This window comes from Aquibacillus albus, assembly GCF_016908325.1.
GTDB classification, from domain to species: domain Bacteria; phylum Bacillota; class Bacilli; order Bacillales; family Amphibacillaceae; genus Aquibacillus_A; species Aquibacillus_A albus.
This window is the reverse complement of record NZ_JAFBDR010000004.1, coordinates 200511-223795: the sequence shown is the minus strand read 5'-3', so window position 1 is coordinate 223795 and position 23285 is coordinate 200511. Positions and strand designations below refer to the sequence as shown.

Genomic DNA, 23285 nt, shown 5'->3' with positions numbered 1-23285 from the left:
CAGCAATATCCGTTAACAGGGAAAAATAAAAAAGTATGCGCATTCTGTGCACATACTTAAATATTGTTTATATAGTTTTGCTTCCAACTAATAACCGACCTAAGCTAAGCCAATTCTCTTCTACTAGTTTAGCTGTTAATTCCGCATCTCCTGATTTAGCTGCTTGTATAATTTCATCATGTTGTTGTACAGAATCCAAACCAGTGATAGAGCCAAACTTGGCAAATTCTAATCGGCGAATTTTTGGTGTGATATTTGCCAATACTTGTTCGATTTCTTTATTTCTGGAACCTATTACCAATACATGATGAAACTCATCATCACTTTCTACTGCTGATCGTATGTTTTTTTCGTCCAAAGCAAGCTTAAGTGCTTGATTGGCTTCTTTTAATTTCATTATGTCATCATCTTTAAGGTTAGGTATGGCCTGCCTAGCTGCTAGTGATTGAAGTGCTGCTACTACCGTAAAGGAGTTTTGTGCTTCTTCTGCATTCAATTCTGTTACACGGGTGGAGGAGCTTGGTAAAGATTCTATCAATCCTTCTATTTCTAATTTTTTAAACGCTTCTCGCACAGGTGTCCTGCTTGTTCCAAACTCTTTGGCGAAATCACTATCTTTAATTTTTTGTCCTGGAGATAGCTGCAATGTCACAATGGCTTCTTTTAAATGTTCATATATCTCTTCTCTTAATGGTAGACGATTAAGTCTTTTAAATGTTTTCATAAAACCAATATACTGGATTTCAATAAAATGTGTCAATAAACGTAGAGAAATAGATTGCATGGAAACACTTGAAAAAGTCTAGATTGACAATCATCAACCCTATCTATATAATAAATCGAGTGAATTGATTATTCGTATATACATGCGAGAGGTTCTTAGCTTAAACCCTCTATAAAAAACTAAGGACATATGACTTAATGGTGTATGTTCAAAAGTCGGTGAAAACTAGTTTGACTTTGAACAATCTCTAATATAGCGTCATGTCTCTTAGGGGGGCATGTTTTTTTATTTTATTTTCCAAAAAGGAGGTAACATCATGGCAGGTAGAAAAGATGAAGATTTACAGGACTTAACGTTACTAGGGAACCAAGCAAATTCCTATGCATTTGACTATTCGCCAGAAGTGCTGGAGACCTTTGATAATAAACATCCGAATCGCGATTACTTTGTAAAGTTTAATTGCCCAGAGTTTACGACATTGTGTCCGAAGACTGGTCAGCCAGATTTCGGTACCGTTTATATTAGTTATATCCCTGATCAAAAAATGGTGGAAAGTAAATCACTAAAGCTATACTTGTTTAGCTTCCGTAATCATGGTGACTTTCATGAAGATAGCATGAATATTATCATGAATGATTTAATTGATTTGATGGATCCGCGATATATTGAAGTGTGGGGGAAATTTACGCCAAGAGGCGGGATTTCTATCGATCCGTATTGTAACTATGGTCGCCCTGGTACGAAGTATGAACAAATCGCAGATCATCGAATGATGAATCATGACTTGTATCCTGAAAAGATAGATAATCGTTAAATGTACCAATATGAAGTTAAGGACATATGACTTAATTGTCTGTTTAAAAGTTTTCAAAAACCATTAGCGATTTTTGACAATCTCTTATGTAGACATGTCCCTTAGGGGCAGGATTTAAATATTAATGCTATACTTGTTTAACTCCCGTAATCGAATATGAAATAGCTAGAAAACGCTTGGGAATCCTGGATTTTTCAACCCAAGCGTTTTTCGATAGCACGGATTGTTAAAAATTTTTTCAACCAGTAAAAAATAATATAAATTGTTTGTAATTTTAGATTAATAGTATAGGAATTAATAGCGTTGCCTGAAGATAAAGATTAGCACAGAATGAAGAATCATAATCCCTGTTATTAAATACCACATAGCATCACGCCAACCATCGCCATTTAATGGCATGACGAAGTCTTCAACAACTCTAATAATTACCCAGCCAATGATAAACATAGGGAAGATAATTGAATAAGATTTGTTAATAATTTTACGCCCTCGTTCATCTTTTCCTTCTTCTCCAAATTGAAACTTAAACCAAATAAAAAGAGAAATAAAGAAAACTACAAGGTATGGAAAGAAAAACCATTCCATTTATAATTCCTCCTTTAAAATATATTGAAAAACTTCTTCCACTTCCACCTCGAATAAGTATGCGAGTTCGAACGCTAACTTAAGTGATGGGTTATATTTATTTTTTTCAATTGATACTATTGTCTGACGGCTAACACCTATTTTTTCAGCTACATCTTTTTGTGAATAGCCTTTTTTTGCTCTTAGTACGGATAGTTGGTTATTAAGGACACCATGTTCAATCATTTCTGTTTCCACCTCACACTGAATGTAATATATTTTTTACATAATGTCAAATAAATATTACTATTCCCAGTTGTATTTTGTATGTGAAAAGCGTTGTTAATTAATATAAAAAAGAACACCAGAATAAAATTCCAATGCTCTTTTTAAACAATCTAATTATATTCATAATTCACTTCAGAGGAATCAAAATCCCAATCTAGTTCTATGTCCCCTTCTGAAAGATCCTGTTCCCCGATACTACATTGTTCTTCAAAATCATCCTGACTCATTCCGAGTGATGGTGATAGAACATAACTGTAATCTGCGTCCGAAGCTAAATTGGTAACTGATCCACTAACACATACTTTTGAGTTTTCTACAGGCTGGATTTTACGATTATTGAAATCTGCATCCCCCATAATGTACATCGATGTATTACTCATTCCATTAATCGTCCCACCATCCGCGCTAAATGTGACATTGCCCAAAATAACGAAGAGTGAATCGTTCATACCTTGGTTAATATTTTGGAAAGTAGTATCGCCGCCAATAAAGAATTCTGACCCATCAATCCCGTTTAAAGGGGCGTTAAAATAGGAGCTATCTTTTATGACCATTGTAGAGTCTGTAATTCCATTATTAATGTTTTTAAAATTAGCCGTTCCTCCAATGTAAATGTCGGAGTTCGTAACCTCTTTTATGTTTTCATTAAACGTGCCGTCACCAGTCGTATAAATCGTTGAACCTACAATCCCTTTGTTGAGGGACTTGTGAACGGTTAAATCCCCATCGACTTTGATATCCACGTTTGTAAGATCTGCTTTATTATAGTGGTTTTCTATCGTTACATCTTCACTGAAAGTACAATCCATTGAGCCAATACTATCTGCATCATCAGCTGTACATGTTTCACCTATGGAAGGCTCTTGAATAACAATGCCATAATCTTCTTCATCATTGGATGGAACTCCGCCACCATCTGGATCACCTTCTCCACCACTGGAAGGATTAATGACAATTCTGCCAATATCAATCAATATGGTTGCTGTGATTGTCCTTTCACGTTCATCTTCCATAATTCCTGTACTAGTAAATCGTAAGTATAATTTTTCACCCGGCCCTATTTGATTATAGGTGTCCCAGTAAATAAATTTGTCGTCCGCTCCACTTTCGATACCTTCCACCGTTACATTTTCCACAGTAATACGAAATGAGTGATACTGTTCATTTTCCATTTCTACTTCTGCCACTACATCATCTGTCCCTGTAATTATTTGAAATGTTTCCATGTCACCACGTAAAAATTCATTGGCTAAGCTAGTGATTAATTCGCTGGTTAATTCTTTTTCATATGCATCTTCATAAGCGGCTTGGCCTTCTGTATCAAATCTATCCTGATCAAAATTTGTAATAATATCATCCTGAATGATTTCTTTTAATTCATCCATTTTTGTATTGTAGAAATTATTAAATTCAGCCTCAAAATATTTGAATCCCATCTCCGCTAAGTCTAATGTTTGTACTCTATTTTCCGTTTGTTTAAATTGTTGTCCGTTATTAATGATATAACCAATTCCTGCCAATCCTAGTAAACTAAAAACAGTAATCATCATAAGAACGATAGACAATGCAAAGCCTTTTTGGTTGTTTCGTTGTTTCATTTGTCTATCACCTACATCCTTGAAATGATCGTTTTGATTTCAAAACGAATGCTAGAATCACGTTTGTCTTGAACCACTAGCCTAATAGATAGGTAGTGGTTTTGGTCGCTGTCTTTAGGGTTAATCATCGTTAAAAGATCCATTTCTTGTTCTGTCTCATGACTTGTATCATAAAAAGAATATACATAGTTCGTATTTGAAATCGTAAATACTTCACCATCGTCATTTGTTATTGTGATCATTTCTGCTTGTGGGTTTTGATCTAATTTTATTTGATAGCCACTCGAGGTTTCATGCTGCGTTGTAAGCAAGGAAATAATATAATTTGCTTCGTTTTGAATAGAGGCAGTTCGCTGTGCCTTTTCAGAATAATTTAATCCATTAAATAGCACCTGGAATATAATCGTTATAACGATGGATGAAATAGCAAGGGTAGCTAATAATTCAACAAGTGTGATACCGTCTTGCTTTTTTAATTGATTCATCATCACCATCGTTTCCTTTCTAATACTTTGGAGTAATGTTTTTTTTCAATAGAATAGTCTTCTAATCATATTGAAAATAAGTATAGGTATCTGAAAGCATTTTGCTATCTTCAAACACTTGAATATATAAACGGTAAATCCCCATGCCATCGATTGCTCCAGATGTTACGTTTTCTACATCTGGTTCCTCTTTCATATAAATCAATATCTGAAAAGTCTGGTGATCAATGGTTAATAAATAATAATCACCTAGAGCTACTTGGTCAGGAGGTAGGATATTCTCAGATAGTTGAAGTGCTTGATAATCAGGGTTGGCCATGGAAAAATCTTCCGTATGGCTATCGTTATTGATATTTCTAATAAATTGTGTGAAAGCTTCATTTTTATCGGGATTCTCTTTTAGAACTGCTTGGTATTCACGAGCAAGATTCATAGCCTGTAAATGGTCCGCATTTATATGGTTAAAACGAAAGGCATTGGTGAAAAGACCTAAAAATGTCGCGATTACAATCGCTAATATTGTAATAGCTGCTAGTAACTCTATTAAAGTTAATCCACTTTGATTATATAACAGCTTTTTCATGATATCACCTGCCCAATTATCAATGTCTATTTTAGAATGCACTTTTAGTATATCATATGGCAATTTTCTATTTTAAAAAAACGAGTAGTTTTTATCGATACATCTCTGGCTTTACTGAAAACAATTCCATGACACATTAACCATATTTGACTTCAGTGAATACATTGATGTTGGGGTGGTGGTTAATATGTCAACTTATTTTAAAGTGATTCAGAGCGGAAAGTGGTTGAAAATTAAAAACAAGTCTAATCTCCCTTGTCTATACTATTGCGTTTATATTGATTATCAATTAGTGGCGATTTACTATTATGGTGACACCTTTTATTTACCGGTTGACCCACATGTGGATCACCATATTTTAGTAACGGGTATGCCCAATCATTATCGTTACCCAGCTCCAATAGCGGAGCAATTTATTTTTACTGCAGATACGCAAGCATATAGACGTGACTACAAGCCAGGAGATATTTTGGTTGCAAGTGATAATGTAAATGAAGCATTTACCGGCTATATGGGACATTCAGCCCTTGTTGTTGATGAGAACCATGTCATTGAGTCACCAGGTGGTTATCCTGCTATTCGAAAGGATTCGATTCAACAGTTTCTAGATAAACATCCACAACACGCTCATTTTAGGCCGAAATCAAAAGAAATCGGACAAAAAGCGGTTGCATATGCAGAGGAATATTTAAAAGAGTATGAAAAAAATATTGAAAATGGTGAGAAAACCCCAACGTTTTCGTTTAATCTCACCCAATCCTTGAAGGATCCTTGGGAGTATATTTATTGTTCAAAGTTAGTTTGGCTGAGTTATTATCATGGTGCCGATTATGAATTAGAAAATGATCACTTGTGGTTTTCGCCGGAAGATTTATACACAAAATTAAAGGATAATGATGATTTTGAATTGATTTATGAACATGAGGAAGTCAATTTTCAACTGGATACGTAACGTGCCTTCTTGGTGCGTTCGTATTCTATTGATACGGAGGATTTCGCCACTAGGAATTGAAGTTAACCAAGCTTTATTAATTAGAGAGGAAGTGCATAATGGAAACTACTTTTTCAGCGTATGTATTAAGAAATGAAGAGAGCTTTTCCGCAAAGGTGGACAAGCTTGAGGTTGCATCTTTACCGGATTCCGATGTGTTAATTGAAGTTCACTATTCTAGTGTCAATTACAAGGATGGATTAGCAAATAAACCAAAGAGTCCTATTGTAAAAAACTATCCTTTTGTACCGGGAATTGACTTATCTGGTATTGTTGTTTCATCTAAGGATAGCCGGTTTAAGCCAGGGGATAAAGTGATAGCTACTAGTTATGAAATTGGTGTGACACACTTTGGCGGGTACAGTCAATATGCAAGTATCCCTGCTGATTGGATTGTGCCATTACCAAGTGGATTATCTTTAAAAGAAGCAATGGTTTATGGAACGGCAGGGTTTACTGCTGCTTTATCGATTCATCGTCTCGAAACACAGGGATTAACTCCAGATAAAGGAAAAGTCCTGGTTACTGGTGCGTCTGGAGGAGTCGGAAGTATTGCTGTATCGATGTTACATAAGCGGGGATATCATGTTGTTGCAAGTACTGGAAAAGACTCTGTGCATGAATATTTGCAAAGTATCGGTGCACAAGAGGTTATTTCGCGTGAGGAGGTATTGGAAGATAAGGTGAAGCCTCTTGATAAACAGCAATGGGCAGCAGCGGTTGACCCTGTAGGTGGTCAAATGCTAGCGGCTGTACTGAGTAAATTGAGCTATGGTGGAGCAGTGGCTGTTAGTGGATTAACTGGTGGAGCTTCATTACCAACATCTGTTTATCCATTTATTTTGAGAGGTGTGTCCCTTTTAGGTATTGATTCTGTATATTGTCCAATGGCTCTTCGAAAGGAGCTATGGGGAAGAATGGCTAGTGATTTAAAACCTTTACACTTGTCTTCACAAATTGCTAAGGAAATAGCATTACAAGATTTACCAAGTGCTTTAACAAATATTTTACAAGGGAAATTAAGCGGAAGAACAGTAGTTAACATTAAATAACAAGCTTTTTGTATTCTTTGTATTTTTATTACTCAGTTGACGTATAATGCGTAACAAAAGGTGAGCTTAGATACGCGCTCCGGAAATACACTTCGCTTTCCGCGGGCGGCTGGTGAGCCTCCTCGAGCTTTCGCTCTGCGGGGTCTCACCGATGCCATTCCTCCCGCAGGAGTCTTCGTGTATTTCCTCCGCTCGCTGTATAGTGGAAGTTTCTCAACACAACTATAATTTCTTGATAAAACAATTGTATTAAAGTTCTTTACAACGTTCTGCGCATGGCAGTTGCACAATTATCTCACCTGCTTGAGAAAACAAAGCCAAGCTGTGGAAAAATGCGAGACTCCTGCGGGAAAAGCAACAGGTGAAGACCCCGCAGGAAGCGGTTTTTGCTTCCGAGGAGGCTGAGGCGTTGCCCGCGGAAAGCGAGTGTTTTTCCACAGCGGCGGATAAGCATTTTTTAGATAATAATTTTTATTGCGCATTAATCTATGTTGCGCAGTGTAGCTTTTTGCAATTAAACTTATTTATAAAAAGCAACAATTATTTATAAAACAGCCTTAAATAATGGCTTGTTATGAGAGTATATTTCCTGACTGGTTGGAAAAAGTAAGTGTACCCTACCGGAAAGGAGATACAACATGAAAAAGTATTTTCACTCTACATTCATTGCTTTACTTACCTTAGCATTCCTCATTGCTATACCAAGCTTTGCCTTTGCAGAAGAGCAAGAAGAAATGCCACAATATAAGGATGTAAAACTTACTGAGGAACAGCTAAAAGAATTAAAAGTATTGTATGAAGACGTCATTAACAAAAGAAAAGGGATCATTAATAAGTATGTGGAATTTGGTGTACTTACAAAAGAAGATGGAGAACAGATGAAAAAACATTTAGACAAGTTTTTCGAGAAAATGGAAAAGGATGGATATATTCCGAAGTGGGATAAAAAACATCACCATAAGCATAAAGGTGAATAAATGAATTATAAGAGAGTATAGCTATTGCTATCTCTCTTTTTACTTGTTTTAAAATATATAAGTTACATTTAATTTCAATAAGTTAGTTGTATGGTATTTATGATTCTTAAACAAATTTCGAATATAGATTTATTCTATAAAAATAGGAAAATCAAGCAGTAAATGTCTTAACAACAATAAAAAAACTACTTTTAAAAAAATAATTAAAAAAAAACACACTTAGTTATTGATTGTACGTACGAATTATATTATCATAAAATTAATCCAAAAAAATATACGTACAAGGAATATGTTGTACGATATCATAAAGAAGGGTGCTGAATACGAATGTTAGAGGATTTAAAACAGCAGGTTTTAGAAGCGAATTTGGCTCTTCCAAAACATGGATTAGTTACTTTCACTTGGGGAAATGTAAGCGGTTTCGACAAAGATTCAGAACTTGTTGTTATTAAGCCGAGTGGTGTGCCTTATGAAGAGCTAACAGCTAATGATTTAGTAGTCTTGGATTTAGAGGGCAACGTTGTAGAAGGAAGCTTAAAACCTTCATCGGATACGCCTACACACCTAGTACTATATAAAAATTTCCCTGGTGTGGGTGGAATTGTTCATACACACTCTCCATGGGCAACAAGCTGGGCACAGGCGGGAAAGCCAATTCAACCGTTAGGAACTACACAGGCAGATTATTTTTATGGTGCGGTTCCGTGTACAAGAAGAATGACAGATGAAGAAATTCATGGAGAGTATGAATTAGAAACAGGTAACGTTATTGTTGAAACATTCAAGGATATCAACCCGCTTGAAATACCAAGTGTTTTGGTTCATAGCCACGCCCCGTTCAACTGGGGAAAGGATGCAAATGAAGCAGTTCATAATGCGGTAGTACTAGAAGAAGTTGCAAAAATGAATTATCATGCTTACCAAATCAATCCGGATACTCCTCGAATGGATCAGACCTTATTAGATAAGCACTACTTAAGAAAACATGGAGCCGACGCTTATTATGGCCAAAAATAATAAGTGGACCCAGAATTCATGGAAAAAATACAATTAGAGTTGATTTCGCAACAGAATCCGGTAGTGAATGAAACGTAAACTATTAATCTATTAGGAGGAAATAACAATGTTAACGATTAAACCTTATGAATTTTGGTTTGTTACAGGTAGTCAACATTTATATGGAGAAGATGCTTTGCAAGAAGTTGCGGCAAATTCTCAGGCAGTTGTCGATGGATTGAATAAGGAGGGGGATTTACCTTTCCCGATTGTTTTTAAGTCTGTTTTAACAACTGCTGAAGACATCCGTCAGCTAGCCTTGAAAGCGAACGCAGATGAGAATTGTGCGGGTCTTATTACATGGATGCACACGTTCTCTCCAGCAAAAATGTGGATAGCTGGTCTAGGTTCTTTACAAAAACCGTTATTACACCTGCATACACAGTACAATCGTGATATTCCATGGAGTGACATTGATATGGACTTCATGAATCTAAACCAAGCAGCTCATGGCGATAGAGAGTACGGGTTTATCGGAACGCGTATGAATATTCCGCGTAAAGTTGTAGTAGGACATTGGCAAAACAGTGAAGTAACAGGCAGAGTTGGAAACTGGATGAAAACGGCTGTTGCTTATACGGAGGGTCCAAATGTTCGTGTAGCTCGTTTTGGAGACAATATGAGAAATGTAGCTGTTACAGATGGAGATAAAGTAGAAGCTCAAATTAAATTTGGTTGGACAGTAGATTACTATGGAATTGGTGACTTAGTGGAAGAGATGGATAAAGTCACTGATCAGCAACTAGAGGACTTATTTAACGAATATCAAGAATTGTATGAAATACCAGAGGAAGCAAAGCAACCTGGTCCGGTTAGAGATTCAATCTTGGAGCAAGGCCGAATTGAGTTAGGTTTGAAGTCTTTCCTTTCTGAAAGAAACTATAACGCATTTACAACTAACTTTGAAGATCTTCACGGAATGAAGCAATTGCCAGGTCTAGCTGCACAACGCTTAATGGCAGAAGGGTATGGATTTGCTGGAGAAGGGGATTGGAGAACAGCAGCGTTACTTCGTGTCATGAAAATTATTGCTGGTAATGAAGGTACATCCTTCATGGAAGACTATACGTACCACTTGGAACCAGGGAATGAAAAGGTTCTTGGTTCACATATGCTGGAAATATGTCCAACGGTATCAGCAACAAAGCCTAAGATTGTTGTAAGTCCACTGGGAATAGGTGGAAAAGAAGATCCTGCTCGTCTCGTGTTTGACGGAAAAGGTGGAGATGCTGTCAATGCTTCATTAGTTGAGTTAGGTGGTAGGTACCGATTAGTCATTAATGAAGTAAAGGCTGAACAGCCAACTATTGAAACACCAAAGCTACCGGTTGCGAAGGTGCTTTGGAAACCACAACCTTCATTAAGTGAAGCTACGGAATCATGGATTTATGCTGGAGGTGCTCACCATACAGTATTCTCGCTTGATGTAACGACAGAACAATTATATGACTTTGCGGATATGGTTGAGGTTGAGTGTGTTGTTATTGATCAAGATACAAATGTAAGACAATTTAGAAATGAGCTAAAATGGAATGAGGCAATTTGGAGAAGATAAAGGTTACAGCGATTTTTTCCGCAGAGGTTTACGATGGTAAATCTCTGCATTCTTTTTACATTAATCCATAAGCAGCCATTAGAAGAGCAAATAGTGGAATGGATGGTAAGTTGTTTATTTGGAAAAGTTATTACCCCTGAACGAACAAGGATGGTATAATCTATTAGGATAACTTATACGAACGACAGATAGAAAATGTTAGACAATAGTTGGGGTGTTACTATGCAAACAAAATATAATATTGTTAAACAAGCGATAAAGTCAAAGATATTGGATGGAACTTTCCAACCGCACCAAAAGATAAGCTCAGAAAGCGAGTTAATGAAGCAGTTTGATGTGAGTCGCCACACCGTTCGTTTGGCGATAGGTGACTTAGTGAATCAGGGCTGGCTATATCGAGAGCAAGGTGCAGGTACGTTTTGTGCAGATCGTTCACAAGTAGAAGCTGCAACAAATGGTAATCAAAAAAACATCGCCATCATTACTACGTATATTTCGGATTATATATTTCCTTCGATTATTAGAGGAGCAGAATCCTATTTAAGTGAACAGGGTTATCATGTCAGTCTATTTAGTACAAATAACGATCATGAAAATGAAAAACGTTTTCTAGAAACAATATTAACGCAGAATTTTGATGGCGTTATTATTGAACCAACGAAAAGCGCGTTAACAAACCCAAACATTAATTATTATTTGAATTTGGAAAGACAGCATATACCCTATATTATGATTAATGCCTATTATGATGAATTAGAGCCTATAAATATCGTATTGGATGATGAAAAGGGTGCCTATCTTCAAACGGAGCACCTTATCAAATTAGGGCACCGAAATATCGTTGGTTTCTTTAAAACGGATGACATTCAAGGAACGAAACGTATGAAGGGTTATCTAAAAGCTCACCGAACCTATGGTTTACCGATAAACCCTAATAATATTGTCACGTACAGCTCAAACGAAAAAGAAACGAAACCGAATCAGGAATTAAGAAATTTCTTATCTCGAACAGTAGATAAGCCGACTGGTGTTGTTTGTTACAATGATGAGTTGGCGATAAAGTTATTAGATGTACTGCGTGAACTAAAGCTGAAAGTACCTGAGGATATTTCAGTTGTAGGTTTTGATGATTCATTTTTAGCTAAGGTTTCCGAAGTGAAACTAACTACTGTTGCACATCCCAAAAGTGAAATGGGCAAAAATGCAGCGAAGGTAATTTTAGATTTAGTAAAAGAAAAAGAAACAAATAAAAAGAAAGCAAATAGTTCAGTTGAGTCGATTGTTTATGATCCTCAATTAATTGTTCGACATTCGACAAAAGAACTAGAATCTTAACAAATAGGGTTATCCTGCATGAGGGAGGGTAACCTGCCTTTTACACAGGAGCAAATGTTGACATTTTAGTAAAGAGGATGTTCAAAAAGCAATTCGACGTAGCAAAAAATCTCTAACAAATAGTTATTCATCACTTAATAATGTATAAGTTAAACTTATTGTAAAAACGTTTCACATTACTTATAATTAATAGTACGTACGAAAGTTAAAAATTTTAACACAAGTTGAAAGCGCTATCAAAATAAAGCGTGCTTTATGATGTGTTTCTTGTGATTTCAGCAATTTATAAGTTTAGTCGGTTGAAAGTATAAGCTGCCGTTTTTCTAAGAAGGGGTGTTGTTATGACTAGTAAGTATCAAGTGATTAAGCAAGCAATAAAATCAAAAATACTTGAGGGAACACTTGCGCCGCATCAAAAGTTAAGCTCTGAAAATGATATGATTAAGGAATATGGAGTTAGTCGCCATACTGTTCGTTTAGCTATAGGTGAATTGGCGAATGAGGGATGGTTATACAAGGTTCAAGGCTCCGGAACTTATTGTGCCGATCGTTCAAAAACAAAAAGTTTAAGGCAGCCAAATAACAATATAGCAATTATTACTACTTATATCTCTGAATATATATTTCCTTCCATTATAAGAGGTGCCGAATCTTATTTAAGTAAGCATGGGTATAATGTGACTATCTTCAATACGAATAATGACTATAATCAAGAAAAGCAAGTGTTAGAGATTATCTTAACAGGGAATTACGCGGGTGTGATTATCGAACCTACGAAAAGTTCTTCAGCTAGCCCTAATCTTCATTTGTACTTGAGTTTAGAGAGAGAGATGATTCCTTATCTCATGATTAATGCCTTTTATCATGAACTAGAACCAACAACTATTGTACTTGATGATGAAAAAGGCGGATTTATCCAAGCGGAACATCTGATTAAATTAGGACATCGTGATATCGTTGCAATATTTAAAACAGATGATATGCAAGGATCCAAAAGGTTGAAAGGGTTTATTAAAGCCCACCGGATGTACGACATTCCAATTAATACTTCAAATATAATAAGTTATAATACGCAAAACCGATATAGTAAACCGGTAGAAAAGCTGGAGGCTTTACTAGATTCGAATATGCAGACTCCTACTGGAATTGTTTGTTATAATGACCAGCTTGTTTTGGAGTTGTTGGATGTTCTTAGAAAAAGAGATTTGCAGGTTCCTAGAGATATCTCGATTGTAGGGTATGATGATTCAAGTCTATCAGAGGTTTCGGAAGTAAAATTAACTACTGTGAAACATCCAAAGAGTAAAATGGGCTATGAAGCTGCTCAATTGCTAGTGGAAATGATTAAAAATAGAAATGGTAGTGGAAAGAAATCAACAGAGTCAATTGTATATGAACCAGAGCTATTTATTCGAACATCTACGAAAAGAGTAGGTAAGTTTCAAGAGGAGCTTTTGGAAGGTAAATTTGAAAGTCCAATAGGTTCAAAGTAATTGTTTTACCTGTCGAAGATTAAGGTTTATTAATGATAGAAGCATCCATTGTCGTCATCGCTGATACGATTACCTGTGTTTGAAGCTTTTCATCGTGTGTTTGTTTTTAGTATTCATGAAAAGCTTTTTTATTTTGATATTTACTAACTTGTGGGAAGGAGTTGAGCAAATTGAGAAATAACAATAATAAGGTTGAAGCTGCATCTAACCGTTCATTTAAAGCTTTTGTGATGGGTTATTTTACAGAATCACCAAATGGGAATGGAGATGAGCATTCGTTACACATGGCTTATAGCTATGATGGGCTTCATTGGATTCCATTTAATGATAATCGCCCAGTGCTTGAGCCAGAAATAGGTGAAAAGGGGCTGCGAGACCCATATATATATCGTAAAAATGATGGGACTTTTGTTATATTAGCTACAAACATGTGGAATAGCGAATATATTATGTGTTACGACTCGACGGATCTGGTTACTTTTACTGAAGGAAGATTGTTAAGAATGAACGATTCAGCAATGCATGCTTGGGCACCGGAAGTTTTTTATGACACTAAGTTTGAACAGTATGGAATCATTTGGTCCGGAAACACCGATCGTAATCGTATCTATGTAAATTATACGTCAGATTTTATGAATGTAAGTAAACCAGAAGTTTATTTTGATCCAGGGTACAATGTTATTGATGCATCAATCGTATCCCATGATGATGTCCATTATTTATATTATAAGGATGAACGTGATGCAAATGAACCTCCTTATGAAGGAAAGCGAGTGAAAATTGCAAAGTCTGAATCTTTAAAACCACGAAGCTTTGATTCCAATTTATATTTAAAAACGATTGGTGATCCTCAGTTTGAAGCACCTTTAATAGTAAAAAGTAATGATATCGATAAATGGTATTTGTACGGAGATAATTATTATCCTTCAAATGGGAAGTTCTACGTATGGGAAACTGATGATCTAAGCGAAGCGACTTGGTTACCGTTAAACAGGAGAAATTATAATGCTCCTCTGAATGCAAAACATGCATCTGTTGTTGAGATTGATCAGCATGAACTGGACAATCTTATTCAATATTGGGGGAAAAAACCGAAGTGGAATCGTATAAAGTCTTTTCAAAACCCGGATTATTATGTAACCAGTGAGGATGGGTTTGCTAAATTAGAGTCTTATCCTTTTGATCCTTATGAACATTCACAATGGAAACTAGTTGAAGGTTTAGCAGATTCAGATGCGGTATCGTTTGAATCTATTGCTTATCCCAATTATTATTTAAAAGCTTATAACTTTGTTTTGCGCTTAGAGAAGCTTGATGGTTCAGAAGAATTTAAGCAAGAGGCAACCTTTAAAAAAATTAATGGATTAAGTGGAGTGGGAGGAACGTCGTTTATTTCTTATAAACACCCACATAAATACATTAAACAAGATGGGGCATTTTTAAGAGTTAGTGAAGTTACTACAGATACAGAAAAGCAGGCTGCGACGTTTGATATAGGCTGGTAAACGCTACAGCTGTATAAAACTATTGAAAAGTAATATTAAGAGAAATCAACTATAAACTTGAAATTATGTAGTACGTACAAGGTTAAAAAGTTGTAGGTATAAGTTGTTTAATTTATAAAAATAGAGATTTTGTCGAAAAATCTAGTTATTGAATGTAGAAGAAACTGTAAAATAAGGATCATGCTAGTTTCGGAGATTAACCACAACCTACCAATATTGTAAGATAATAATAGGATTCCATGCTAAAATGAGCGTGAAAACGTAAATGGTAATAAGTTTCTTGAGTAATTTGCTAAAAACATGTTGAAATATATAAGAGACTTATATATAATCAAATTAACAACACTTATACGTACGATTTTTCGAATGCGTTTGGTTAACTAATAAATGTTCGTACGTTGAAAGCGGATACGGATATAGAAGTTATTTAATGTTTAAAAAATCAGCGATAACTTTTATATTTTTGTACGATTTGAAAGCGTATTCATGTATAAGTGTGGATTATATATAGATTTATATATAAATGGATTTCTTTTAAGTTAAATGTATTTAATTTATAGGGAGTGAATGTACGAATGGCAGATCAATTGAAGGCTAAAATGATACTAGACAAAAATTATGAGATTGCTAAGGTAGATGAAAGAATTTATGGATCGTTTATCGAACATCTGGGTCGTGCGGTGTATGGAGGAATATACGAACCAGACCATCCGCAAGCAGATGAGCAAGGGTTTAGAAAAGATGTTATTGAATTAGTAAAAGAATTGCAAGTACCAATTGTAAGGTATCCAGGTGGTAACATGGTTTCTGCATATAATTGGGAAGATGGTGTTGGACCTAAGGAAGATCGCCCTCGTCGCCTAGAACTAGCTTGGCGTACAATTGAAACAAACCAAGTTGGTACGAATGAATTTGCAGATTGGGCGAAAAAGGTTAATGCAGACGTGATGATGGCAGTTAATCTAGGAACTAGAGGCATCGACGCTGCTAGAAACTTACTTGAATATACAAACCATCCAGGTGGCACGTATTGGAGTGATTTAAGAAAATCACATGGTTATGAGCAGCCGCATAACATTAAAACTTGGTGTCTTGGAAACGAAATGGATGGTCCATGGCAGGTTGGCCATAAGACAGCATATGAATACGGAAGAATCGCTCAAGAAACAGGAAAAGCAATGAAATTAGTAGATCCATCCATTGAGTTAGTTGCTTGTGGTAGTTCAAACACAGGGATGCCAACATTCCCAGAATATGAAGCTACAACACTTGATGTTGCTTATGAACAAGTAGATTATATTTCACTGCACCAATATTATGGAAACCATTCCAACGATCCTGCTAACTATTTAGCAAAGAACATGGATATGGATCACTTTATTCACACTGTTAGATCTACTTGTGATTATATTAAAGCGAAGCATCGCAGTAAAAAGACGATTAACTTAAGCTTTGATGAGTGGAATGTATGGTATCACTCTACTGATCATGATAAGCAGATTGAGCCTTGGACAATTGCGCCTCCTCAGTTAGAAGATCATTATAACTTTGAAGATGCATTACTAGTTGGAAGTATGCTTATCACATTCTTACAACATGCTGACCGAGTAAAAATGGCGTGTCTTGCACAATTGGTAAATGTTATTGCACCAATTATGACTGAGAATAATGGACGCTCTTGGAAGCAGACAATCTTTTATCCTTACATGCACGCATCTGTGTTTGGTAGAGGTGTTTCCTTGAAACCAATCCTTTCATCTCCGAAATATGATAGTAAAGATTTTACAGATGTACCTTATATTGATAGTGCAGCTGTATATAACGAAGAAAACGACGAAGTAACAATTTTTATGGTTAACAAGAACTTAGAAGAAGGCATTACAGTAACAAGTGATGTTCGAAGCTTCGAAGGCTATCAATTAGCTGAGCACATTATCCTTGAAAATGATGACTTAAAGGCTGTTAATACTGCTGAAAGTCAAGCGGTAGCACCGCATACAAAGAGTGAGTCAACTTTACAAGATGGTATTTTAGAAGCTAGACTTCCAAAGACTTCTTGGAACGTTATTCGTTTGAAAAAAGCTTAAGTCATATTGCATCATCGGTACAAACCTTAAGAGCAGGATCCTCCTGTTCTTAAGTGTACCAAATAAGATAAGGAGGGGTTTAGGTGATGGAAACAAGTAAAAGTACAAACACGAACTTGGCAGCAGAAAAAAGACCAAATAAGTTCCTAGAGATAATCAACTCGAAAAAAGTTGTGCCATATATCTTTGTTTCGCCGTTTGTTCTTTCATTTATCATATTTACTTTTTATCCAGCTATTCGTGGAATTATCATGAGTTTCCAAAGCGTTCTACCAGGGCAAGTTGAGTTTATTGGACTTTCTAACTATGAAAGGATTTTTAATCCAACATTTTATAAAGCGCTTTCCAATACAACCATATATGTAATATTGACCGTAACAATTTTAACAATTATTCCTATTATTTTGAGTGTTCTATTAGATTCTAAGTTTGTAAAAGGTAGAACATTTTTCAGGGCTTCCTTATTTATGCCAGCATTAGCTTCAACAATTGTTGCCGGTATGGTTTTCCGTTTAATGTTCGGGGAAACAGATACTGCAGTGGCAAACCAAATTATGAACTGGCTAGGTATGGAGTCTGTTGAGTGGAGATATAATGCTTGGTCGGGTATGTTTTTAATGGTTATTCTTTGTTCATGGCGTTGGATGGGGGTTAATATTTTGTACTTCCTGGCTGCGCTACAAAACGTTCCAAAAGAACTGTATGAAGCAGCAGACATTGATGGAGCTGGGAGAGTTCAAAAGTTTTTCTATGTAACGCTACCGTTCCTGAAGCCGGTAACGATCTTCGTTGTTACAATTTCTATCATTAACGGTTTTAGAATGTTTGAAGAAAGCTTCGTGTTCTGGGAAGCTGGTTCACCAGGTAATATTGGTTTAACAATGGTTGGTTATATTTATCAACAAGGTATCCAACAAAACGATATGGGATTCGGTGCAGCAATTGGCGTTGTGTTAATGTTAATTATTTTTGTAATTAGTATTATTCAGCTATTTCTAACCGGTGCATTCAAGAGGGGTGATGAATAATGGATACGAACAAAAACAATCCAGCATTAGTTTGGATAGCAAATTTAAGCTTTGTGATTATTTGTTTTATCGCTCTGTTTCCAATCCTTAACCTATTGCTTTCGTCCTTTAGGCCATCATCAGAGTTGATGCGTAACGGAATAAGTCTAACCTTTGATCCGAGCATGTTAAATCTAGATAACTACACTTATATTTTTACTCAAGCAGGTGATTATTGGACTTGGTACGGAAACAGTTTAGCAATTTCAGCATTAACAATCGTATTGTCCCTATTCTTTTCATCTATGGTTGGTTATGCATTAGCTGTATATGATTTTAAAGGAAGTAACTTCTTCTTTGTATTAGTACTATTCATTTTAATGGTTCCATTTGAAATTTTAATGCTACCGCTTTACCAACTAATGATTAGCATGCAGTTAATTAATACCTACACTGCTGTAGTACTTCCTGCTATTGTTGCGCCAATTGCGGTATTCTTCTTTAGACAGTTTGCTTTAGGACTACCGAAAGAATTAATGGATGCTGCAAGAATTGATGGTTCGACAGAGTATGGCATCTTTTTCAAAATTATGCTACCATTAATGACACCATCATTAGCAGCAATGGCAATTTTACAAGGTTTAAATAGCTGGAACAACTTCCTATGGCCGTTAATCGTATTACGTTCCAATGATATGTTTACATTGCCAATAGGTTTAGCTACCTTGTTAACACCGTATGGTAATAACTACGACGTGTTGATTGCTGGTTCTGTTATGACAATCGTACCAATCATTATTCTCTTTATCTTCTTCCAACGTTACTTCATTTCAGGTCTTACAGTTGGTGGGGTTAAAGGGTAAAATAGAAGCACTGTATAGCATTGGGGTGTTAGCAGCATGAACGGTAAAGGGGTAGTAACAACACTTGATTCCATTCTGAAATGGATTACACGATTAGCAGCATTAAACCTACTATGGATAGGCTATTCATTGATTGGTTTATTGGTTGGTGGCGTGTTTCCGGCAACAGTTGCAGCTCTTGGTCTATCTCGGAAATGGATCAATGGAGAGAATGAAGTAAAGTCGTGGATGACATTTAAGCAAATTTACCGACAAGAGTTTAAAGTGGCTAATTTAATTGGTTGGATACTAACTCTTGTTGGTTTAGTCCTTTACTTGAATTACCGACTGATTGCAGCATCAGAAGGAGAAATCATGATTATTATCCCTTTCGCCTTCTATCTACTCCTATTTTTCTATTCACTAATCGTGATATGGGTATTTCCGTTGCTGGCACACTACCAAGCTCACTGGTTTCAGCATATAAAAAATGCAATCATTATCGGTTTAACAAAACTTCATTACACCTTCTATTGTGGTTTATTAATTTTTACGGTCGCATATTATTCACTGGGTTATCCAGGCCTCATTCCTTTCTTTTCAATAAGTGTTATAAGTGTAGGGATGATGTGGATTTGTATGAGAATCTTTTGGCAGTTGGATGAGAAAATGAGCGAATAACTTATGGTTGCTAAAGAAAGGTTCTAATCCTTGTAGTATGAAATATCCCTAATAAGTTAGGGATATTTCTGTTTTTTTAGATTATCACCTTTACTTGTAGTGTTTCATGGCAACAAAAATTTTGGAGTTTTATGCAAATTATTAAATAACTGAGGTTTTTTTCCGACAATCCAGCGACTAGTGAGATCCCCTCATCTCCTTCCGGTGCAGGGTTAAAACTTTGATAAAAAATATAAAGGATAGATTATCGTGGATAATAGCAATGTTTATAGTAAAATAATGAAGGTAGCTGAATGGATCACTCGTTTTGCATACCTTAATCTATTATGGGTAATGTTTTCGTTACTAGGTTTACTAGTTTTGGGCTTAATGCCAGCTACAGCAGCAATGTTTTCGATTCACCGAAAATGGTATAGAGGGGAAGAAGATTTTAATGTATTTTTAAACTTTTGGAAATATTATAAAAAAGGATTTTTAGAAGCGAATGGAATCGGATTTAGTCTTTTATTAATTGGTTTATTTTTATATATTGATATTCAGTTACTATCTTCACTGTCTAATTGGTTAGGTCATCTATTTTTAATCATACTATTTGTTGCTTTTTATATCTTCATTGGTGTATTAATTCACATTTTTCCTGTCTATGTGCACTTCAACTTAACCTTTTTACAGTATTTCAAATATGCTTTTCATTTAGCTATATGTCAACCAATAAAAACGCTATTAATGGGAATTGGTGTTATCTTATTAGTATTGCTTTTTTTAATGTTTCCGATGCTGCTATTAATCTGTTCGGGAAGTTTAATTAGTGGTTTTTTAATAGGTTCTACTTTAACTGCTTATAATCATTTAGCTAAAAATAATCAAAACAATATCTCATATTAAATAATTTAAATTTATTTGGAGTCATTCTGTTAAGAGTGACTCCTATTTTTATGGATTACTTTTATAAACATGAAAGTCTTATTTTATAGTTAATATGAACCAAAAAATTAACGAAGTCGATATAATTATCGGTTATAATTAACAAAAGTGTATATTTATAATGGATATAAAAATTTATAAAAATTAGAAAAAACAGGAATTAGATTATTGACAACTATTTGTTTAACAAATATAATAATCACTAAGTTATGTACGTACGAGTTTTAATGGCGCGCGCAAATCATTCGAACAATTTAATAATTTGATTAACCATTTTATTCATCAAAACACTTTTCAAGGTGTTTAGTTTTTGCTGAATAATGAAAGCGTTTTATTTTAGGAGGGGTTAAATGTTTAAAATTAACAGGAAATGGTCGACTTTTGTTGTCTTAACGATTGTAATTGCAATCGCTGCAGGTTGTTCTGCTTTTGGTGGTGCTAGCAACAGTAACAGTAATGGTCAATCTGGTGGAGTAGAGGAAAGTGGAGTAAATGACGATGGAAAACTTGAGCTAAGTATTTCTACATGGGGATTACCAGATGAAGTAGAAGTATTTGAACAATTAATCGCTAATTTTGAGGAAGACAATCCCGATATGGAAGTAAATATTGTACACATCCCTCAAGACTATGCTGGAAAAATGAATACAATGTTAGCTGGTGGAACAGCACCGGATGTTATTTTTACAAGTGATGGTGACTTTGGCAGATGGGTAAGTGCAGGACAGTTTTTAAACATTCAGGACTATGTGGATAACAGTGATATAAACACAGATGCATTTTGGGATTCAGCTTTAAACCGATACAAGTGGAATGATAGGGCTCTTGGTACAGGTGATTTGTACGCACTTCCTAAAGATGTTGGACCATCTGTTCTTTTCTATAATAAAGATATTTTCGATGAAATGGGTTTACCATACCCTAGTCCGGAAAAGCCAATGTCATTCGATGAATTTTTAGAGCTAGCTCAGAAATTAACAGTTGATGAAAATGGAGATGGAAAGCCGGAACAATATGGAGTCGGACCACTATGGTGGGAAGGTTTTTTATGGTCTAATGGTGGAGATTTGTTAAATGAGGATAAGACAGAATTTATTTTAAATGAACCCCAGGCAGTTGAGGCTTTACAATATGTTGCTGATTTAACCAATGAGTACAAAGTTGCACCTGATACTAAATCTTTAGATGCAATGAATGCGGACCAAATGTTTGAAACAGGTAAAATTGCAATGGCTTTCAATGGAAGATGGATCGTTCCTACTTATCGCCAGCTTGATTTTGATTGGGATGTTGCGCCATACCCGGCTGGTAAGACAGGAGAGCCTTCTGGATGGTCTGGGTCTGTAGGTTATGCTATTAATAAGAATACGAATTATCCAGATGAAGCATTTAAATTAATAGAGTACCTTTCTGGTGAAGAGGGACAAAGAATTCAAACAGAATTAGGATTTGCAATTCCGACATATAAAGATGTAGCAGATGAAGAGGTGTTTTTACAGAGTGATAAAAAACCAGAGCATGCAGAAGTATTTATCATGGCTGCAGAAACTCAGCGTCCAGGTCCTTGGACATTAACTCCGAACAATAAGTGGCTAGACCATTTGAATCAAAAACTACCAGAATTATGGAATGGCGAAAAATCTGCCGAGGAATTAATAAACGAAATAAAACCAGAAGTTGACAGGTTACTAAAGGAAGGTAATCCGGAGTTGTTTGAGTAAGAGTTAGGAGTAAATAAGGGGGCTATCCTGTCCCCTTATTTAGATTAACTAAAGGAGTTGAAAAAAATGTCCTCTGAAATCGCTAGAAATACTTCTATTGAAGCAGAAAAAGTAGCTGTGAAGAAAAAAAGAAAAATAAAGAAAGAGTACATCTGGGGTTACTTGTTTATTGCACCACCAATATTAGGATTTATTCTATTTGCTTTAATTCCTATGCTATTTTCAGTATATATAAGTTTTACTCAATTTGATTTATATAATCCAGCTCAATTTACTGGGTTAGAAAACTATCATCGATTATTTTTTGAGGATGAACTTTTTTGGAAAACTATTTTTAACACACTGTATGCTGCAGTAGGAATACCTTTAGGGATGGCAGCTTCCCTACTAATCGCTATTGGTTTGAACCAAAAAATAAAAGGAATTTCATTATTTAGAACAGCATTTTTTCTACCAACAGTTTGTTCAGTAGTAGCTATTACTTTACTTTGGAGATGGATTTTTAACTCTGATTATGGGTTGTTAAATATTTTTTTAGAGTCAGTTGGTATAACAGGCCCCCCCTGGTTAAGTAGTGAAACTTGGGCAATGCCTGCTATGATTATACAAGGTGTATGGGGCGGTCTTGGTTTAAATATGATTCTTTATTTGGCTGCATTACAATCAGTAAACCCTGCTTTGTATGAAGCAGCTGATATCGATGGTGCGAATGCTTGGCAAAAATTCAGACATATTACACTTCCGTCTATTTCACCAACTACGTTTTTTATATTAATAACTTCTACGATTACAGCTTTACAAGATTTCCAGCGTTTTATGATTATGACAGAAGGCGGACCAAATTATTCCACAACTACAGTAGTGTACTATTTATTCCTGAATGCGTTTAGATATATGGAAATGGGATATGCCTCTGCAATGGCTTGGGTGCTTGGAATAATCATTCTCATTATTACCATTATTAACTTTAAAGTCGGTAAAAAATGGGTTCATTACTAAAGGG

General features: G+C 35.6%; 22 protein-coding genes and 1 riboswitch. Of the genes, 16 read left to right on the top strand and 6 right to left on the bottom strand.

The window, feature by feature from the left end; all coding sequences use genetic code 11:
• Positions 1–67 precede the first annotated feature (67 nt).
• The gene (locus tag JOC48_RS05735) at positions 68–724 is read right to left on the bottom strand and encodes a GntR family transcriptional regulator (RefSeq protein ID WP_204498107.1); all 657 of its coding nucleotides are present in this window, start codon (positions 722–724) and stop codon (positions 68–70) included.
• A 142-nt stretch (positions 725–866) separates the two neighbouring features.
• A riboswitch (PreQ1 riboswitch) is annotated at positions 867–913 on the top strand.
• Between the two features lie 127 nt (positions 914–1040).
• Between JOC48_RS05735 and queF the strand changes: the two genes are divergently transcribed.
• A complete protein-coding gene (gene queF, locus JOC48_RS05730) occupies positions 1041–1538 on the top strand; it encodes a preQ(1) synthase (protein ID WP_204498106.1) in 498 nt (165 codons plus the stop codon).
• Between the two features lie 294 nt (positions 1539–1832).
• Here the strand turns inward: queF and JOC48_RS05725 are convergent, their stop codons facing one another.
• From JOC48_RS05725 to JOC48_RS05705, 5 genes are all read right to left on the bottom strand, one after another.
• Positions 1833–2123, bottom strand: a complete 291-nt coding sequence (locus JOC48_RS05725) for a hypothetical protein (RefSeq protein WP_204498105.1) — start codon at positions 2121–2123, stop codon at positions 1833–1835.
• A complete protein-coding gene (locus JOC48_RS05720) occupies positions 2124–2348 on the bottom strand; it encodes a helix-turn-helix transcriptional regulator (RefSeq protein WP_204498104.1) in 225 nt (74 codons plus the stop codon).
• Between the two features lie 152 nt (positions 2349–2500).
• Positions 2501–3988, bottom strand: coding sequence for a type IV pilus modification PilV family protein (locus JOC48_RS05715; RefSeq protein WP_204498103.1), 1488 nt, complete (start codon positions 3986–3988; stop codon positions 2501–2503).
• A gap of 11 nt (positions 3989–3999) precedes the next feature.
• Positions 4000–4476: a PulJ/GspJ family protein gene (locus tag JOC48_RS05710; protein WP_204498102.1), complete on the bottom strand. Its 477-nt coding sequence runs from the start codon at positions 4474–4476 to the stop codon at positions 4000–4002.
• A gap of 58 nt (positions 4477–4534) precedes the next feature.
• Positions 4535–5119: a type IV pilus modification PilV family protein gene (locus tag JOC48_RS05705; protein ID WP_204498101.1), complete on the bottom strand. Its 585-nt coding sequence runs from the start codon at positions 5117–5119 to the stop codon at positions 4535–4537.
• Between the two features lie 124 nt (positions 5120–5243).
• On the opposite strand from JOC48_RS05705, the gene JOC48_RS05700 reads away from it, so the two are divergent.
• The 15 genes from JOC48_RS05700 (at position 5244) to JOC48_RS05630 (ending at position 23281) form a co-directional block, all read left to right on the top strand.
• On the top strand, positions 5244–6008 hold the full coding sequence (locus JOC48_RS05700; protein WP_204498100.1) for a C40 family peptidase: 765 nt from the start codon (positions 5244–5246) through the stop codon (positions 6006–6008).
• Positions 6009–6106: 98 nt separating this feature from the next.
• Positions 6107–7099 carry an NADPH:quinone oxidoreductase family protein gene (locus JOC48_RS05695; protein ID WP_204498099.1) on the top strand — a complete coding sequence of 331 codons (993 nt, stop codon included), beginning with the start codon at positions 6107–6109 and terminating at the stop codon, positions 7097–7099.
• Between the two features lie 638 nt (positions 7100–7737).
• Entirely contained in the window at positions 7738–8076 is a 339-nt protein-coding gene (locus JOC48_RS05690) for a YckD family protein (RefSeq protein WP_204498098.1), read from the top strand.
• A 327-nt stretch (positions 8077–8403) separates the two neighbouring features.
• The gene (araD, locus tag JOC48_RS05685; RefSeq protein ID WP_204498097.1) at positions 8404–9093 is read left to right on the top strand and encodes an L-ribulose-5-phosphate 4-epimerase; all 690 of its coding nucleotides are present in this window, start codon (positions 8404–8406) and stop codon (positions 9091–9093) included.
• Between the two features lie 106 nt (positions 9094–9199).
• Positions 9200–10687, top strand: coding sequence for an L-arabinose isomerase (araA, locus tag JOC48_RS05680; RefSeq protein ID WP_204498096.1), 1488 nt, complete (start codon positions 9200–9202; stop codon positions 10685–10687).
• 222 nt (positions 10688–10909) lie between these two features.
• Entirely contained in the window at positions 10910–12022 is a 1113-nt protein-coding gene (locus JOC48_RS05675; protein WP_204498095.1) for a GntR family transcriptional regulator, read from the top strand.
• A gap of 341 nt (positions 12023–12363) precedes the next feature.
• Positions 12364–13515, top strand: a complete 1152-nt coding sequence (locus JOC48_RS05670) for a GntR family transcriptional regulator (protein WP_204498094.1) — start codon at positions 12364–12366, stop codon at positions 13513–13515.
• Positions 13516–13685: 170 nt separating this feature from the next.
• The gene (locus JOC48_RS05665; RefSeq protein WP_204498093.1) at positions 13686–15020 is read left to right on the top strand and encodes an AbfB domain-containing protein; all 1335 of its coding nucleotides are present in this window, start codon (positions 13686–13688) and stop codon (positions 15018–15020) included.
• Positions 15021–15595: 575 nt separating this feature from the next.
• Entirely contained in the window at positions 15596–17107 is a 1512-nt protein-coding gene (arfA, locus tag JOC48_RS05660; RefSeq protein WP_204498092.1) for an arabinosylfuranosidase ArfA, read from the top strand.
• An 86-nt stretch (positions 17108–17193) separates the two neighbouring features.
• On the top strand, positions 17194–18135 hold the full coding sequence (locus tag JOC48_RS05655; protein ID WP_204498091.1) for a carbohydrate ABC transporter permease: 942 nt from the start codon (positions 17194–17196) through the stop codon (positions 18133–18135).
• Positions 18135–18977, top strand: coding sequence for a carbohydrate ABC transporter permease (locus JOC48_RS05650; protein WP_204498090.1), 843 nt, complete (start codon positions 18135–18137; stop codon positions 18975–18977). The genes JOC48_RS05655 and JOC48_RS05650 overlap by 1 nt, the downstream gene beginning before the upstream one ends.
• Before the next feature lie 36 nt (positions 18978–19013).
• A complete protein-coding gene (locus tag JOC48_RS05645; protein WP_204498089.1) occupies positions 19014–19637 on the top strand; it encodes a YesL family protein in 624 nt (207 codons plus the stop codon).
• A gap of 249 nt (positions 19638–19886) precedes the next feature.
• Entirely contained in the window at positions 19887–20522 is a 636-nt protein-coding gene (locus JOC48_RS05640) for a DUF624 domain-containing protein (protein ID WP_204498088.1), read from the top strand.
• 389 nt (positions 20523–20911) lie between these two features.
• Positions 20912–22282 carry an ABC transporter substrate-binding protein gene (locus JOC48_RS05635; protein WP_204498087.1) on the top strand — a complete coding sequence of 457 codons (1371 nt, stop codon included), beginning with the start codon at positions 20912–20914 and terminating at the stop codon, positions 22280–22282.
• 66 nt (positions 22283–22348) lie between these two features.
• Positions 22349–23281 (top strand): carbohydrate ABC transporter permease, encoded by a 933-nt coding sequence (locus JOC48_RS05630; protein WP_204498086.1) that lies wholly within the window; start codon positions 22349–22351, stop codon positions 23279–23281.
• Positions 23282–23285 lie beyond the last annotated feature (4 nt).